Raw genomic sequence first — 15666 nt, forward strand, 5'->3', positions numbered from 1 at the left:
GCGAAATCGATCAGCGTTTGAAAGACCAAGGCGTCAGACAGATTCCGCAGGCTTTGGCGGCACGGCAGGCGCTTCCGTCGATGCGGCGGCGCCCTTCGCCGAACCGGCCAGCACGCGCTTGCGCACTGCGTAGATGTTGTTGCGCAGCGCATAGAGCTCGTCGGCATACGACAGCGGCACCGCCACCTTGTTGACCACGCGATCGAGGTCATCGAGCTCCTTGAGCAGCGTGTCGCGCTCGCCCGTCTTGCCATCGACCTTGCTCTCGATGTCGCGCAGCCGCGCATACCAGCGGAACACGCGCCGGCGCACGCGGAACTGGTAGAGCGGCGGAATCACGCGGCTCAGCGGCAGCATTAGCACCAGCAAACCACCCAGCACCAGCCACATGCGCTCGACGAGGTTGCTGGCCCAGAACGGCAGGTAGCGCTGCCAGAACGGCGGCGTGCCGTTGATCGCGCGGTCGCCCTCGGGGCTCACCGGCAGTTCGCTGGTGCGCGTGTTCGGAAAGTCGCGTGCCCGGTTGAACCAGCCCGCGCCGCTGTGCACCGTCTGCGCCGATTGCGCGAACAGTTGGCGCAAGGCAGGGTGGGTTTCCTCGCGCGACAGCAGCGAGGTGGTGGCCGCAAGCAGAGACACGTCCGAGGGCGGTAGGTCTTTCGACAGATCGACCACGCCGCGCGGCAGTGTCACGGCCGAGAGAAACGGGAAGCGCCGCGAGTAGGCATCGGCCTGGCCGAAGTCCATCAGCTTGATGTCGCCCGCGCGCAAGAGCCGCTGCACCTGCGGCGATTGCGGCGCTGAAGACAGCACGATCGCATCGAGCAGTCCGGCCTGCAGCGCCTCGGCGGCGGCGGCTTGCTCCAGGTTCGACAGCAGCACGTCGTCGGGCCCGATCCGGTTGGCCTTGAAGAGCCGTTCCATGATCTCGGGCAGCCCGCTGCCGGGCATGTCGACGTTCACGCGCAGGCCGCGCAGTTGCGTCAGCGAGGTCAGCGTGCCGGTCTTCTTGTCGACCTTCAGCGCGCTGTCGGCGCGGTAGAAGAGCCAGATCGGTTCGTAGAACAGGCTGCCGAGCGAACTGAGCCCCGCCTCTTCGTCGGCCACCGGGTCGGCGCTGCCGCCGCCGCGCACGAAGCCCACGTCGGCGCCGCCCTTGCGCAACAGCTCCAGGTTTTCCGAGGAGCCCGAAGTGGGCTTCAGCGCGACCGTGATGCCGTTGGCCTTGAGCGCCGCCGCATAGCGCTTGCCGAACTCCGCATAGGCGCTGCCGGTGGGGCCGGTGGCCAGCGTCACGTGCTTGGGCGGCTGCGGCTGCAGGTACCAGTACGCAGCGATCAGGAGGCCGATCACAAGAAAGATGATGGGCCCGGCCGAGGCGATCAGGTCGCGGATCGACAGCAGGATCAGCTTCAGGGTTCTGGGGAACGCCATGGTGGTCCTTTCTTTGTTGGATGCGTCAGGGGCGCGCTGCGGCGAAGTCGGTCGCCGACGGAATGTGCAGGTCGCCCACCGTCACCGATTGCGCCGCGCGCACGGCGCGTAGCGTGGCGATGGCGACCGCTTCGGCCGCCATGGTGCCGAGCACCGTCATGCCCGGTGCGTTGCCTTCGAGCGGCACGCGGCCGGTGGCCAGCGCGAACAGGGTGTCGCCGTCGCTCATCGTGTGCACCGGGTTGATGGCGCGCGCGAGGCCGTCGTGCGCCACGTTGGCCAGGCGATTGGCCTGCACCTTGGTCAGCACCGCGTCGGTCGCGACCACGCCCAGCGTCGTGTTGGTGCCCGCGAGCAGCGGCTTGGGCAGGTCGCCGCGCAGCAGGGCGCGGCGGGTGTCGAGCAAGGCGGTGCCGTCTTCGGTGCGGGCACCGGCGACGGGTTGGGCGGTGTTGTGGTCGATCACGTCGCCCAGCGAGTTGACCGCGATCAGCGCCCCCACGGTGACGCCGCCGACGGTGACCGATGCGGTGCCGATGCCGCCCTTCATCGCGCGGTGCACGCCGAAGAGCTTGCCCACCAGCGCGCCGCTGCCGGCGCCCACGTTGCCTTCGGCGGGCGCGGCGTTCGAGGCCGCATCGCAGGCCGCATAGCCGGCCGCTGCGTCGGGGCGGATGCGCGCGTCGCCCATCGGCAGGTCGAACAGCACGGCCGCGGGCACGATGGGCAGGGTGCCGAAGCGCACATCCATGCCGATGTCGCGTTCCTCGAGCCAGCGCATCGCACCTTCCGCGGCCGCCAGGCCCCAGGCGCTGCCGCCCGCGAGCATCACCGCATGCACCTGCTGCACCAGGTTGCCGGGCGAGAGCAGGTCGGTCTCGCGTGTGCCGGGGGCGGCGCCGCGCACATCGACACCGGCCACCGCGCCTTCGCGCGCCATGACGACGGTGCAGCCCGTGGGGCGGCGGGTGTCGGAAAAATGACCGACTTCGATGCCGGCGACGTCGGTGATGGCACCGGCGGGATGGGAGGGGGAAGAGGGGGAAGACGGGGCTGGCATGGCGGCCGATTATGGGACCGCACCTTCGCGCCCTCTACGATGGGCGCCATGACAGTTGCAAGAAGTGGTTTCTCCTCCGGGGGCGATGGGCGGCGCCATGTGGTGGTCATCGGCGCGGGTGCGGTGGGCTGCGCCACGGCCATCGAGGCATTGCGCGCGGGACTGCGCGTGACCCTCCTCGAACCCGAGGCACCCGGCGGCCCGCACGCGACGAGCTATGGCAACGCGGGCTGGCTCTCGTCGCATTCGGTGGTGCCGCCCGCGCTCCCCGGTGCCTGGCGCAAGGTGCCGGGCTGGCTGGCCGATCCGCTCGGGCCGCTCGCGGTGCGTTGGCGTTATCTGCCGCGCGCGCTGCCGTGGCTGCTGCGCTACCTGGCTTCAGGCTGGACCGAGGCGCGCGTGCAGCGCACCGCCGATGCGCTGCGCACGCTGCTGGCGGACGCGCCCGCGCTGCATGCGCAGCTCGCGGCCGAGGCCGGCGTGCCGGAGGTCATCGAACGGCGCGGGCTGCTGCATGCCTACCGCTCGCGCGCCGAGTTCGAAGACGACGCACTGGGCTGGCGCGTGCGCGGACGCGTGGGTGTGCAGTGGGAGGAGTGGTCGGCCGACGAGCTACGCCGCCGCGAGCCAGACCTCGATGCGCGCTACACGCTCGGCATCTTCGTGCCCGAGGCTGGCCATTGCCGCGATCCGGGTGCTTACGTGGCCGCGCTGGCGCAGCACGCGGTGAACGCCGGAGCGGAGCGGGTCTTCGGCCGCGCCACCGGCTTTCGCATCGAGGGCGGCCGATTGCGTGCGGTGCGCACGAATGATGGCGAGATCGCGTGCGATGCCGCCGCCATTTGCGCTGGCGCCTATTCCGGCCCGCTGGCCGCGGCCGCTGGTTCGCCGGTGCCGCTCGATACCGAACGCGGCTACCACGTGGTCATCGAAGGCGCGACTGTGGGCCCGCGCACGCCAGTGATGGTGGCCGACGGCAAGCTCATCGCGCACTGGATGGATGGCGGCCTGCGCGCAGCGGGCCAGGTCGAGATTGGCGGACTGGATGCGGAACCCGACTGGCGCCGCGCGGAGATCCTGCACCGCCATCTGCAATCGATGTTTCCCGCGCTTGCAGAAACAGGCGGCGCCAAGACGTTCAAGCACTGGCTCGGCCGCCGCCCCAGCATGCCCGATGGATTGCCCTGCATCGGACCCGCGGCCGCGAGCGCGGACATCGTGCTCGCGTTCGGCCATGGGCATGTGGGGCTGTGCGGCTCGGCGCGCACGGGGCGACTGGCGGCGCAGTTGCTTGCGGGCGTTGAACCCGAGACGCCGCTTGCGCCGTTCGATCCGGGGCGGTTCAAGTAGGGCGTGCGGGAAGCAGGCGGGTCAGGGCTTCAGTGACGCCTTCACCTGACTCCAAGGAACGACGGCCTGCACGTCGGTTCGATGCTCGGCGCGACGCAGAACGATTTCGCGCTGCTCGCGCTCACCCAGTCCTTGCGATTCGGCATCGAGAGCGATGCTGTCCCACAATTTCACGGCGAGTTCGATGCGCTCCTCAATGCCCAATGAAGAAAGAGCCAATTGCAGATCGGAGTTTCTCAATTTGACCTCTTGATGCGTTGGTGTCGTTTCTCGGAGCCGTCGTAAGGCTGCCGATCAACCCTCCGGCTCGATCGACAGCACCGTCAGCGCCCCATCGACCTTGTCCGCCGTGAAGCGCACCTTGTCGCCGGGCTTCACCTTGCCGAGCAGCTCAGGGTCTTTCACGCGGAAGACCATCGTCATGCCGGTCATCTCAAGGTTCGGGATGTCGCCGTGCTTCAGCGTGATCTTCTTCGCGTCGGTGTCTATCTTGCGCACTTCGCCTTCGACGGCGGGCAGGGCGGCCTGCGCGAAGGCGGCTGCGGCGAGGAGGGTTGCGGAGAGGGCGGTGAGGAGTTTCTTCATGGTCGTGTTCCTTCAGCGATAGCTTTGATAGACGCGCGTGCTGCCGTCGGCCAGCACGAGCAGCACGTCGTACGGATCGCGCTGGTCGCCGTAGGCCGGGCCGTCCATGCCCGGCGAGCCGACCGGCATGCCGGGGACCGCGAGGCCGACGGCCTTGGGCTTTTCCTTCAGCAGGCGCTGAACTTCGCGTGCGGGCACATGGCCTTCGAGGGCATAGCCGCCGATCAGCCCCGTATGGCACGAGCCCAGCTTGGCGGGCACGCCGAGCCGGGTGCGCGCGGCCGCGTTGCCTTCGTCATGAACCTTCGTGGCAAAGCCGTTCTTGTTGAGGTGCTTCACCCAGTCCTGGCAGCAGCCGCAGTTCGGGTCTTTCCAGATATCGACCATCGGCGCGGCGGCCATCGCGGTGAGCGGGAGGGTGGATGCGAGCGCAAGCAGCGGCGCGGCGCGCTTCAAGAGAGTTCGTCGTTGCATGGTGGTCTCCTTGATTCGTTCATTCACGATTTCTTGGGCGCGGCGGCCAGCACGCGGATGCGGCCGGCCATGCCCAGTTCGAAGTGGTCCTTCACGAGGCAGGCGAAGTCGAAATCGCCAGAGCGGTTGAAGGTCCAGACCATCTCACCGGTCTTGCCCGCGGGCACATGCACCATCCATGGGTCGTCGTGTTCCATGTCCGGGAATTTCTTCATCATGGCCGCGTGGTTCGCGATCTCCGACTCGGTGCCGAGCACGAGTTCGTGCAGTTCCTCGCCCTTGTTCTTCAGGCGCAGGCGGATGGTGTCGCCCTCGCGCACTTCGATGACCGACGGTGTGAAGGTCATGTCGTCGGCCATCGCGATGTCGATGGTGCGGCGCACGTTGCTCGCCTTGCCCTCGATGCCCCAGGGCTTTTGCTCGGGGGCGAGCGTGGCCGTGCCCTTCGGTTTCGGCATGTGGTTTTCATGGGCTTGCGAAGCGGTCGCAGCGGCGATGAGCGCGACGCACAGGGCAATGGACTTGAAGGTCTTGTTCATGAGTTGAACTCCAGAATGAAAGTGAATGAGGTCAGTGGTTGTTGTGCGCGCCCGAGGGCCTGCGCACAGTCGCGTCGGTGTTGTTGTTGCTGCCCGGCGATGGCGCATTGCGCGTGGCCGGCGGCACGGCGGCACCGGGCACTTCGCGCGCCACCGTGCCGGCCGGGTGCTTGAACCAGCCCGGGTCCCTGTAGTCTCCCGGCTTTTGGTCGCGCCGCACCTTCAAGAGCGTGAACATGCCGCCCATCTCCGCCGAGCCGAAGGGGCCCGCGCCGGTCATCATCGGCATCGTGTTGTCGGGAATGGGCATCTCCATCGCGCCCATGTCGGCCATGCCCTTGTCGCCCATCACCATGTAGTCGGGCACGAGCTTCCTGATCTTCTCGGCCACGCCCTTGTGGTCCACGCCGATCATGGTCGGCACCTCGTGCCCCATCGGCCCCATGGTGTGGTGCGCCTTGTGGCAGTGCAGCGACCAGTCGCCTTCCTCGTCGGCGATGAATTCCATCTGCCGCATCTGGCCCACCGCCACGTCCACCGACACCTCGGGCCAGCGCGCGGTGCGCGGCACGGGGCCGCCGTCGGTGCCGGTCACCTCGAACTCGTGGCCGTGGATATGAATCGGGTGGTTGGTCATCGTGAGGTTGCCCACGCGGATGCGCACGCGGTCGCCCTTGCGCACATTGAGCGTGTCGATGCCCGGGAACACGCGGCTGTTGAAGCTCCAGATGTTGAAGTCGGTCATGGTGTTGACCTTGGGCGTCGCACTGCCGGGCTCCACGTCGAAGCTGCCGAGCAAAAAGCAGAAGTCGCGCTGCACGGGCTCGATGAGCGGATGGTTTTCCTTCGGGTGCGTGACCCAGAAGCCCATCATCCCCATCGCCATCTGCACCATCTCGTCGGCATGGGGGTGGTACATGAAGGTGCCGGGGCGGCGCGCGGCGAACTCGTAGACGAAGGTCTTGCCCGGCGGAATGTGCGGTTGCGTGATGCCGCCCACGCCATCCATGCCGTTGGGCAGGCGCTGGCCGTGCCAGTGCACGGTCGTGTGCTCGGGCAGCCGGTTGGTCACGTAGATGCGCACGCGGTCGCCCTCGACCACTTCGATGGTCGGGCCCGGCGACTGGCCGTTGTAGCCCCACATGTTGACCTTGAAGCCGGGCGCCATCTCGCGCACGATGGGTTCGGCGACGAGGTGGAATTCCTTGACGCCGGCGTTCATGCGCCAGGGAAGCGTCCAGCCGTTAAGGGTGACGACGGGGTTGTAGGGGCGGCCGTTCGGGGGCGCGAGCGGCGCTGCGGTGGCGGTGGAGCTTTGCGTGACGGGTTCGGGCAAGGCAGCCATCGAGACGCGGCTGACGGTGGTTGCTGCGGCGGCGGTGGCGGCGCCTGCGAAGAAGTTGCGGCGGTTCATGTCAGTGGCCTCCCGCTGCAGGCGCATCGCTGGCCGTGGCCGTCTGCAGCGCCGTCATGCCGCCGGGCGAACTGCCCGTGAGCGCGAATTGCAGGTCGGTGTCGGCGAGCCAGAAGTCGCGCTGCGCCTCCATGCCCGCGTTCACCACGAGCATGCTCGCGCGGGTTTCGCCGAGCAGCTCCCACACGCTGGCGAGCATGCCGTTGTAGCGCAGCACCATTTCCTCGTTGACCTTCTTGCGCAGCGGCAGCACTTCGTCGCGGTAGCGGCGCGCCTGCGCATAGGCGGTGTTCCAGCCCTGCCAGGCTTCGCGCGCCTCGCTCGCGGCCAGCACGCCCACGTCGCGCACGCGCGCGGCCGACTGCATGTACTGCGCCTCGGCACGGCCGGTGCGGGCCTGGCCCCAGTCGAACAGCGGCAGCGGCAGGTCCAACTCGAAGCCGCGCTGCGTCGAGCGCGAGCGGTCGGCGTCGTTCTCGAACGTGGTGTTGCGCACCACGCCGATCTCCATCGCGTTGATCACGCGGGTGGCGCGCGTGAGGCCGAGTGAATCGGCCACCGCCGTGTTCTGCGCTTGCGCCGAGCGCACGTCGAGCCGGTCGCGCAGTGCGCGGGCCTGCACGTCGCCCAAGTCGGGCGCGGATTGCGGCAGCGGGGGCAGGCGATCGGGCAGCGTGTAGCTGGTGCGCGCGCCATTGAGGCCAAGCAGCCGCGTGAGCTGCTCGCGCGTGGCAACGGCGGTCTGCTCGGCGCGCGCGAGCTGCGCTGCCGCGTCGGCCAGCAGCAGCTGTTCGCGCGTGCGCTGCAGCGCGCTCCAGTTGCCGACCTGGGCCATGCGGTGCGCGAGTTCGGCGCCGGCTTCGGCCGCATCCTTCGCATCTCGCAGGTACGCCACGCTCTGCTGCGCCGACACCGCGCGCACCCAGGCGCGGCGCGTGTCGGCGGCCAGCAGCAGCACGCTCTGCGCGGCCTGCAGCTTGGCCGCCTCGTGCCGCTGGCCGGCCCAGCGGGCCTGCCACGGCAGCGTGACGAGCCCGATCACGTTGAAGCTCAGCATCCGCTCGAACTCGCGCTCGCGGCCTTGTGCAAGGCGGCTGAACGAGAGCACCGGGTTCGGCAGGCTCGCGGCCTGCACGCGGTCGGCATCGCTGATCTGCAGCGTGGCAAAGGCGTCCTGCACGCGCGGGCTGTTGACGAGCGCGATGCGCACGGCAGCCTCGGCATCGAGCGGCTTGGCGAGGAGCGTGTCGATGCGCTTCTGCGAGGCCTCGTCGGGCACGCGATGTGCGGTGCTGCCCGCCATCAGTGGGTTGTTGCCGACCAGCGCCTGCACGTCTGCAGCGCCGCCGTCGGGCGAAAGGCTGGCGCAGCCGGCCAGCACGAAAGCGCTGCCGAGTGCGGCGGCGCGCTTGAGCAGTGCGCTGCTACTTCTTCGATAGCAAAGGGGGCCGGCAAGCTGCCGGCGGACAAAGGGGTTCACGCTCGATCTCCATGAGCAATACGACCAACGCCGAGAGCCGGAAAAGGCTCACTGCGGACGGACTACGGGCAGGGAGATCAGGAAATGGGCGGCTTCAGGCCCAGGACGGGCTCTGCGCTCGCGAAGCGGGCCGCACGGGCGGCCGGCGGCGCCTGGGGGGCGCTGTGTGCAATGTCGACCAGAGGCATGCCGCCGAGCGCCACCGTGTGGCAGACCTGGCAGGCGGTGCAGGTGCCGCAGCCCTGGTGGTCGGTGCCGTGGTCGCTGCCGCTGCTGTTGCCGTCGTCGTGGTGGTGCGCCATGGTGTCCATGCCGCTGTCGTCGGTTGCACCCATGGCTTCATGGCAATGCGCATCCGCCGCCACAGAGACCGAGGAGGCCTCTTGTGCGACGAGCGACGCGGCCGGCAGCGAGTGCCGCACCATCTCCACCGCCATCGCATCGCCGAGCCAGCCGCGGATGGGCAGCAGGGCGATCATGAGGGCGAGCAGCAGGGTGCGCATGGGGCGGGATGATAAACCGGTGCCCTAAGACACCAGTTGCCCGCGGGCCTTGTCGACCCACATCTGCAGGTTGTCCAGGAGGTCCTTCTGGCTGAACGAGCAGCTTTCCTCGCTGAAGAGCGCGCTCGATTCGAGGCGGTCGAGCAGGTTCAGCAAGACCTCGCCATAGCGCGGTGGCAGGGCGCCGAGCAGGTCGGTGCTGGCGCGGGCTTCGTTCGAAAGCGTGGTGACCGATCCGCTGCCACCGCTGAGCGCCGCGATGCGGACGGCGATGGCGTCGAGCTGGTGTGTCGCGCTGCTCATGACGATGCCTTTCCCGAAGGCGGCATCGACAGCCCGCGCTCGCGCATCAGGTCGCGCAGCACATCGGGGTAATCGGTGATGAGGCCGTCCGCGCCCCAGTCCATCAGCCGCTGCATGTCGGCGCGCTGGTTCACGGTCCAGGGCAGCACCTTCATGCCGAGCTTCTGTGCTTCCTTGATGACGGCGGGCGTCAGGTCCGCATAGGCCGGCGACCAGATCACCGGGCCCGCGCTCTTGCCCGCGGCGGCCTGGACCAACTGCGGCACAGAGGCGAAGCCGGCCGCATCGAGGCCCGCGGTCCAGCGGCTGTCCTTGAGCGTGCGCGCCGTGCTGAGGTAAGCGCGCGGCAACTGCGGCGCAAGCTGCCCGACCAGCGCCAGCGTGCGCCAGTCGAAGCTCTGGATGGTCACGCGGTCGGCCATCTTCGCCTTGTCGATTTCGGCCAGCAGCGCGCGCACCATGGGCTCGGGCGCCGCGGTTTCGTCGGGCTTGTTCGGATCGATCTTGGTCTCGATGTTGAAGCGCACCGTGCCTGCGGCGGCGCCGCGTGCCTGCACCAGCGCGAACAGCGCGGCGAGCGTCGGAATGCGTTCGCCGTCGCGCGGCTGCTGCAGCGCGAACTGCTTGCCGTAGTTGCTTATGGGGTTCAGGCGTCCTACGTCGTAGGTCTGCAATTGCGCCAGCGTGAGCGAGCGCACGGCGGCGCCGCTCTTCGCCGCGAGCCAGTTGCCGCCGGCATCGCGTGTGTGATCGGGGTTGAGCGCGGTGTCGTGCGAGATCACGACCACGTTGTCGGCCGTCAGGCCGATGTCGAGTTCCAGCGTGGTCACGCCCAGGTCGATCGCGTTCGAGAACGCGGCCAGCGTGTTCTCGGGTGCGAGCCCGCGGCCGCCGCGGTGCGCCTGCAGGTCGAAGTGCTGTTTCGCGGTGGGAGCGATGGCGGCACAGCCCGCGATCAGCAGCGCGGCGACGAGCAGGGGGTATTTCATTTCAGCTGCACCTTGATACCGTTGTCTTGCACGGTGATGTCACCGATCTCGTAGGTCTTGCGGCCCACGGTGAGTTCGTCGGCGGTGAAGCTGCGCAGCACCTGGCCCTGCAGCAGTTCCTGCGCGACGATTGAACCTACCTTCTGCAGCCGCTCGGCATCGCGGCCTTCCACGCCCTGCAGTTCGAGGCGCTCGGACTTCGGGTGATCGAGCCGCAGGGTGCGCGTGGGCGCGTCGTAGCGCAGCGCGCTGCTCATCGATACGACACCCTGCACCGGCGACGCGGCCAGGAGGGGGCTTGCGATCGTCAGCGTGGCGGTGAGCGCCGCGCGGTTGGCACCGGCATCCAGCCCCAGTTGCGGATCGCGCAGCCCGACCATGAAGATCTCGGCATAGCGCTCGGCCACCGGAAAGCGCTTGGCGATCATCGCCTGCAGCTCATCGCGACTCGCCGTGTATTCGCTGGTGAAGAAGTTGAAGCCGGCCAGCGCCGCGAACGGGGCCTGCAGGGCGGCCGTGCCGAGCAGGGCCTGGAGCATCCGGCGACGGGAGGTGAGGGACGGAGTGCGGAGGTTCATAGGGATTCCGAGCTTGCCACAGGCCGACGCGTTCCCGCCAGCGCCGGCGCGGCGCTACCGCCTGTCGGACGGTGAGCCGTCGACGCGCAATTCATAGCGGGCGAAGGACCCAGTTCCTTTCTGGATGACGCTGTGCAGCACGAAGCCGAAGCCCTCGTACAGCGTGCGCAGCGCTTGCCGGTCCGCCACGCAATCGAGGCGCAGGTACCGGCGGCCCAGGCCGCGGGTGCGTTCGCGCGCGAAGGCCAGGAGGGTGGTCGACACGCCCTTGCCGCCCCACGACCTGCGAACAGCCAGCTTGTGCACGAACGCGGAGCTTCCGGCTTCGATCTCGGGCCAGAAGAACGGGTCTTCCATGTCGATCCGCACGACCCCGGCCACGTCGCCGTTCTCGCGAGCGATGAAATAGCGGCCGGCATCGGTGTCGCGCTGCACGCGTTCGATGGCGACATCGGCAGCCGACCACAGCGGACGGCCTTCGGTGGCGAGCCATTGGGCGGCTTCGTTGAGGACTGCGGCGACAGTGGCCGCTTCGGCAGGGAGGGCTTGGTCGATGTGCATCGCGGCGGATCTTAATCAGGCTTGCGCGGCGTGGACCACGTGAAAGCCTTCCGCCTCCGAGGGCGCAACGAAGTGGCGGGTGATGAGGTCGAACTCGGCATCGGTCGTCTCGAAAGGGTGCTCGCCGCTTGCATTGCGCGCGCGAAGCCGCGCCTTGCAGACCTCGTCGGGCACATCCAGGAAATGGAGCCGGTGCGCCACCCCCGCCTTCTCGAAGATGCCGCGCGCCCAGGCCCGGCTGCTCGCGGTGTTGGCGGGAAAGTCGAGCACCACGGACACCCCGGCTTCCAGGAGCGCCACGACGTGCTCCGCCATGACCTGCTTGAGCCGGGTTGAGGTCCGCACGTAGTCGGGCAGGTCGACGATTTCTCCGGGGTACAGCGCGGCAAGCCACGCATCCTCGCTGATGAGCACCGTGGCGGGTGCATCCGCCAGGCGCCGGGTGAGCGTCGATTTTCCGGCGCCGATCTTGCCGCAGACCATGTGGAGCATGGGGGTCATTTCTTTTCTCCTGTGACGTGGATCAAGACCCCAGGAGGCAAAAAGAAACCCGCCTCGTGGGGCGGGTTGCATGGCGTGAAACTCTTGCGGATCGCGCGCTAACCCACCATCTTTTCGATGGTGCGAATAATCGACGCGTTCTGCAGAAAGGCCATGGACCGAGGATAGCCGAGGCCCGTCGGAGGCGAAACCCTCAGTCGTGCAGCGACGACAAAAACTGCTTCAACTCCGCCGTCTGCGGATTCCCGAACAGCTCCGCCGGCGGCCCCATCTCGTGCACGCGCCCCTGGTGCATGAAGATCACCCGGTCGCTCACCTTGCGCGCGAAGCTCATCTCGTGCGTCACCATCAGGAGCGTCATGCCTTCGTCGGCCAGCGACTCCACCACGCGCAGCACCTCGCCCACCAGTTCGGGGTCGAGCGCCGAGGTGATCTCGTCGCACAGCAGCACGGCCGGCTCCATCGCGAGCGCACGGGCAATCGCCACGCGCTGCTGCTGGCCGCCCGAAAGCTGGTCGGGCATGGCATCGAACTTCTCGGCGAGGCCGACGCGGTCGAGCAGCTTGCGCGCCTGCGAGGCGGCTTCCATCGACCCGCGCTTCTTCACCAGCGTGGGCGCGAGCATCACGTTCTTGCCGACCGTGAGGTGCGGAAAAAGATTGAAGCTCTGGAAGATCATCCCCACGCGCTGGCGCAGCTCGCGCATGGCCATCGCGCTCTCGTGCAAGAGCGGCTTGCTGTCGACGGTGAGCGAGCCTTCCTGGAACACTTCGAGCCCGTTGATGCAGCGAAGCAGCGTGCTCTTGCCCGAGCCGCTCTTGCCGATGATGGCGATCACCTCACCGCGCTTCACATCCAGGTCGATGCCCTTCAGCACCTCGTTGGTGCCGTAGGACTTGCGCAGCGCCGTGATGCGCACGATGGGCGCGGCGAACGTGCTCGCGGGTTCGGTGTGGGATTGGTCAAGCACGGCGGCCATGGGTCTTCCTCTCGAGGTTCTTGGCGTACAGGCTCACGGGGAAGCACAGCACGAAATAAAGCAGCGCCACGCAGCTGAACACCACGAAGGGCTGGAAAGTGGCGTTCGAAATCATGCTGCCGGCCTTGGTGAGTTCGACAAAGCCGATCACCGAGGCGAGCGCCGTGCCCTTGATCACCTGCACCAGAAAACCGACCGTCGGCGCAATCGCGATCTTCACGGCCTGCGGCAGGATCACATGGCGCATCTGCTCGCCGAAGCTCAAGGCCAGGCTGCCCGAGGCTTCCCACTGGCCCTTCGGAATCGAGGCCACGCAGCCACGCCAGATCTCGGTGAGAAAGGCACTGGTGTAGAGCGTGAGCGCCACGCTCGCCGCGGTCCACGCCGACACATCGATGCCGAACAGCGCAATGCCGAAGTAGGCGAGAAACAGCTGCATCAGCAGCGGCGTGCCCTGGAAGAGCTGCACGTAGAGGCCGACGGCCGTGCCGGCGATCCTGCCGCCGCGCAGACGCAGGAACAGCAGCAGCCCGCCCACGATGCCGCCGCCGACGAAGGCGATCAGTGAGAGCACGACGGTCCAGCGCAGCGCCATCAGCAGGTTGCGCAGGATGTCCCATAGAGAAAAATCACTCATGACGATGGGTTTCCTTCTGTGTGCGTTCAGCGGCCGAAGAAGAACTTCGGCCCTGCCCAGTTGAGCAAACGCCGCAGCGCCACCGACAGCGCGAGATAAATCAGCGTGGCGATGATGAAAGCCTCGAACGCGCGGAAGTTGCGGCTCTGGATCAGGTTGGCCGCGTAGCTCAGTTCCTCGGTCGAGATCTGTCCGCACACCGCCGAGCCCAGCATCACGATGATGATCTGGCTCACCATCGAGGGCCACACCTTCTTGAGCGCAGGCGGCAGCACCACGCGCAGGAACACCTGCGACTTGCTGAGCGCGAGGCTCACGGCCGCTTCGATCTGACCCTTCGGCGTGGCCTCGATGCCCGCGCGGATGATCTCGGTCGAATACGCGCCCAGGTTCATCACCATCGCGATCACCGACGCCACCTCGGGCGAGAGCTTCACGCCCGCCGCCGGCAGCCCGAAGAAGATGAAGAACAACTGCACGATGAAGGGCGTGTTGCGGATCAGCTCCACGTAAGTGCCCACGATGGCGCGCAGCCACGCCGGCCCGCCCGAGCGGGCCCAGGCGCAGAGCGTGCCCACGATCATGCCGAGCACGGTGCCGATGGCGGTGAGGCCGATGGTCCACGCCACGCCGCGCAGCAGCAGCGGCCATTCGGCGAGCACCGCGCCAAAGTCAAACTCGATGTTCATGGCCGCGTGGCTCGATCAGACCGGCAGGTCGCCGGCTGCCTTGCCGAGCCACTTCTTCGACATGGCGTCCAGCGTGCCGTCCTTCTTGGCGGCGGCAATGATTTCGTTGACCTTGGTCTTCAAGGCGGTTTCGCCCTTGGCGACACCCACGAAGCAGGGGCTGTCTTTGAGCAGCAGCTTGAACTCGGCGCTGACCTTCGGATTCTTGGCGAGCATGTCGCCGGCGACCGCCGCGCTGGTCGCGAGGGTTTGCGTCTGGCCGGCCACGAAGGCCGCGATGGTCGCGTTGTTGTCCTCGAAGCGGCGGTAGTCGACGTTCGCCGGCGCCACCTTGTTCAGCTCCTGGTCTTCCATCGCACCGCGCGTCACGGCGACGGTCTTGCCGGCCATGTCGGAAAAGGCGGTGAGCTTCATGCTCTTGGCGGCGTACACGGCCTGGAAGAAGGGCGCATAGGCCGAGGTGAATTCGATCACCTTCTCGCGCTCGGGGTTCTTGCCGAGCGTGGAGATCACGAGGTCGGCCTTGCGCGTCTGCAGGTACGGAATGCGGTTGGCGCTGGTCACGGGCACCAGCTCGATCTTCACGCCCAGCTTGGTGGCGATGAGCTCGGCCATCTCCACGTCGAGGCCCTGCGGCTTCATGTTCTTGTCGACCGAGCCGTACGGCGGGTAGTCGGTGGGCACGGCGATCTTGATGGTCTTGGCCTTGAGCACGTTGTCCAGTGCGTTCTGGGCGTACGCGCCCCCGGCCGTGGCCAGCAGGGCGACGGAAGCGAACGCGAGGGCGAGGTGGCGTTTCGATGCAGAGAAAGTCATAGCAGGGCTCCTAGGTAAGTCGATGAATCGGGGTCGTTGGTGGAAGGCGAGGGCTTGCGGCGCTTGGGTTTCGTCGAAGCCGTGTTCTGCAGCGGCGCCAGCGCATCGCGCAGCTGCGCGAGCGGATCGGTCGGCGCCTGCACGCGCAGCGCCGACTGCACCGTGCCGATGTGCGTGGCCATCAGCGCCTCGGCGGCGGCATGGTCGCCGCGCTCCAGTGCCGCGACGATCTGTACGTGGTCTTCGCACGACTGCACCGCGTCGTGCGTGCTCTGGTAGAGCATGGCGATCAGCGTGGTGCGCGCGGTGAAGTCGCGCAGCGTATCGGCCAGGAGCGTGTTGCCCAGGCACTCGGCCAGGCACACGTGGAAGTCGCCGAGCAAGAAGCTGCGATTGCCGACGTCGCTCTCTTTCAGTGCGGCCTTTTCACGCTGAAGGTGCGCCTTCAATTGACGCAGGGCGGGTTTGTCGAGCTTGCCGGTGGTGCCTGCGCTGCGGATAAGGCCCAGTTCGATGACGCGCCGCGCCTCGAAGGCTTCGCGTGCTTCTTCCTGCGAGGGCTCGATCACGAACCAGCCGCGCCGTGCGCTCACGGTGACGATGCCGCGGGCCGCCAGCCGGGTGAGGGCCTCGCGCACGATGGTGCGGCTGCAGTCGAAGAGCATGGCCAGTTGCTGCTCGCCCAGGCGTGAGCCGGGCGCGAGCTTCTGCGCCATCACCGCTTCGACGATGCGTGCACTGATTTCGGATGCGGATGTAGACATTCGCCTGCAT

Annotated in this window: 20 protein-coding genes; 1 reads left to right on the top strand and 19 read right to left on the bottom strand. The window is 67.7% G+C overall.

What is annotated here, in order from left to right:
- Positions 1-33: 33 nt before the first annotated feature.
- Entirely contained in the window at positions 34-1434 is a 1401-nt protein-coding gene (locus tag QFZ83_RS06175; protein WP_307503872.1) for a TAXI family TRAP transporter solute-binding subunit, read from the bottom strand.
- Between the two features lie 25 nt (positions 1435-1459).
- Positions 1460-2494 carry a P1 family peptidase gene (locus QFZ83_RS06180; RefSeq protein WP_307503875.1) on the bottom strand — a complete coding sequence of 345 codons (1035 nt, stop codon included), beginning with the start codon at positions 2492-2494 and terminating at the stop codon, positions 1460-1462.
- Positions 2495-2542: 48 nt separating this feature from the next.
- On the opposite strand from QFZ83_RS06180, the gene QFZ83_RS06185 reads away from it, so the two are divergent.
- A complete protein-coding gene (locus tag QFZ83_RS06185; protein ID WP_307503881.1) occupies positions 2543-3844 on the top strand; it encodes an FAD-binding oxidoreductase in 1302 nt (433 codons plus the stop codon).
- Between the two features lie 21 nt (positions 3845-3865).
- Here the strand turns inward: QFZ83_RS06185 and QFZ83_RS06190 are convergent, their stop codons facing one another.
- The 17 genes from QFZ83_RS06190 to QFZ83_RS06270 all read right to left on the bottom strand — a co-directional run bounded on the left by QFZ83_RS06190 (position 3866) and on the right by QFZ83_RS06270 (position 15656).
- A complete protein-coding gene (locus tag QFZ83_RS06190) occupies positions 3866-4084 on the bottom strand; it encodes an addiction module protein (protein ID WP_307503884.1) in 219 nt (72 codons plus the stop codon).
- 54 nt (positions 4085-4138) lie between these two features.
- A complete protein-coding gene (locus QFZ83_RS06195; protein ID WP_307503887.1) occupies positions 4139-4429 on the bottom strand; it encodes a copper-binding protein in 291 nt (96 codons plus the stop codon).
- Positions 4430-4441: 12 nt separating this feature from the next.
- Complete coding sequence (locus tag QFZ83_RS06200; RefSeq protein ID WP_307503890.1) at positions 4442-4903, bottom strand: DUF411 domain-containing protein; 462 nt, start codon at positions 4901-4903, stop codon at positions 4442-4444.
- 23 nt (positions 4904-4926) lie between these two features.
- Positions 4927-5442 carry a cupredoxin family protein gene (locus tag QFZ83_RS06205; RefSeq protein WP_307503892.1) on the bottom strand — a complete coding sequence of 172 codons (516 nt, stop codon included), beginning with the start codon at positions 5440-5442 and terminating at the stop codon, positions 4927-4929.
- A 31-nt stretch (positions 5443-5473) separates the two neighbouring features.
- Positions 5474-6856 carry a multicopper oxidase family protein gene (locus QFZ83_RS06210; RefSeq protein WP_307503895.1) on the bottom strand — a complete coding sequence of 461 codons (1383 nt, stop codon included), beginning with the start codon at positions 6854-6856 and terminating at the stop codon, positions 5474-5476.
- A 1-nt stretch (position 6857) separates the two neighbouring features.
- Positions 6858-8336: a TolC family protein gene (locus QFZ83_RS06215; RefSeq protein ID WP_307503898.1), complete on the bottom strand. Its 1479-nt coding sequence runs from the start codon at positions 8334-8336 to the stop codon at positions 6858-6860.
- Positions 8337-8413: 77 nt separating this feature from the next.
- Positions 8414-8839, bottom strand: coding sequence for a hypothetical protein (locus QFZ83_RS06220; RefSeq protein WP_307503901.1), 426 nt, complete (start codon positions 8837-8839; stop codon positions 8414-8416).
- Between the two features lie 24 nt (positions 8840-8863).
- The gene (locus tag QFZ83_RS06225; protein WP_307503903.1) at positions 8864-9142 is read right to left on the bottom strand and encodes a hypothetical protein; all 279 of its coding nucleotides are present in this window, start codon (positions 9140-9142) and stop codon (positions 8864-8866) included.
- On the bottom strand, positions 9139-10131 hold the full coding sequence (locus QFZ83_RS06230; RefSeq protein ID WP_307503905.1) for a glycerophosphodiester phosphodiesterase: 993 nt from the start codon (positions 10129-10131) through the stop codon (positions 9139-9141). Before QFZ83_RS06230 ends, QFZ83_RS06225 begins: the two co-directional genes overlap by 4 nt.
- Positions 10128-10709 (bottom strand): DUF1439 domain-containing protein, encoded by a 582-nt coding sequence (locus QFZ83_RS06235; protein ID WP_041942982.1) that lies wholly within the window; start codon positions 10707-10709, stop codon positions 10128-10130. Before QFZ83_RS06235 ends, QFZ83_RS06230 begins: the two co-directional genes overlap by 4 nt.
- A gap of 54 nt (positions 10710-10763) precedes the next feature.
- The gene (locus QFZ83_RS06240; protein ID WP_307503910.1) at positions 10764-11270 is read right to left on the bottom strand and encodes a GNAT family N-acetyltransferase; all 507 of its coding nucleotides are present in this window, start codon (positions 11268-11270) and stop codon (positions 10764-10766) included.
- A gap of 15 nt (positions 11271-11285) precedes the next feature.
- A complete protein-coding gene (locus tag QFZ83_RS06245) occupies positions 11286-11771 on the bottom strand; it encodes an ATP-binding protein (protein ID WP_307503913.1) in 486 nt (161 codons plus the stop codon).
- 193 nt (positions 11772-11964) lie between these two features.
- The gene (locus QFZ83_RS06250) at positions 11965-12750 is read right to left on the bottom strand and encodes an amino acid ABC transporter ATP-binding protein (RefSeq protein WP_307503916.1); all 786 of its coding nucleotides are present in this window, start codon (positions 12748-12750) and stop codon (positions 11965-11967) included.
- The gene (locus tag QFZ83_RS06255; RefSeq protein WP_307503919.1) at positions 12734-13387 is read right to left on the bottom strand and encodes an amino acid ABC transporter permease; all 654 of its coding nucleotides are present in this window, start codon (positions 13385-13387) and stop codon (positions 12734-12736) included. The genes QFZ83_RS06250 and QFZ83_RS06255 overlap by 17 nt, the downstream gene beginning before the upstream one ends.
- Before the next feature lie 26 nt (positions 13388-13413).
- Positions 13414-14076, bottom strand: a complete 663-nt coding sequence (locus QFZ83_RS06260; RefSeq protein WP_307503923.1) for an amino acid ABC transporter permease — start codon at positions 14074-14076, stop codon at positions 13414-13416.
- Positions 14077-14091: 15 nt separating this feature from the next.
- Positions 14092-14892, bottom strand: a complete 801-nt coding sequence (locus QFZ83_RS06265; protein WP_307503926.1) for a transporter substrate-binding domain-containing protein — start codon at positions 14890-14892, stop codon at positions 14092-14094.
- Positions 14889-15656, bottom strand: coding sequence for a GntR family transcriptional regulator (locus QFZ83_RS06270; protein WP_307503929.1), 768 nt, complete (start codon positions 15654-15656; stop codon positions 14889-14891). The genes QFZ83_RS06265 and QFZ83_RS06270 overlap by 4 nt, the downstream gene beginning before the upstream one ends.
- Positions 15657-15666 lie beyond the last annotated feature (10 nt).

This window comes from Variovorax sp. W1I1 (genome assembly GCF_030815625.1).
Lineage (GTDB): Bacteria > Pseudomonadota > Gammaproteobacteria > Burkholderiales > Burkholderiaceae_C > Variovorax > Variovorax paradoxus_C.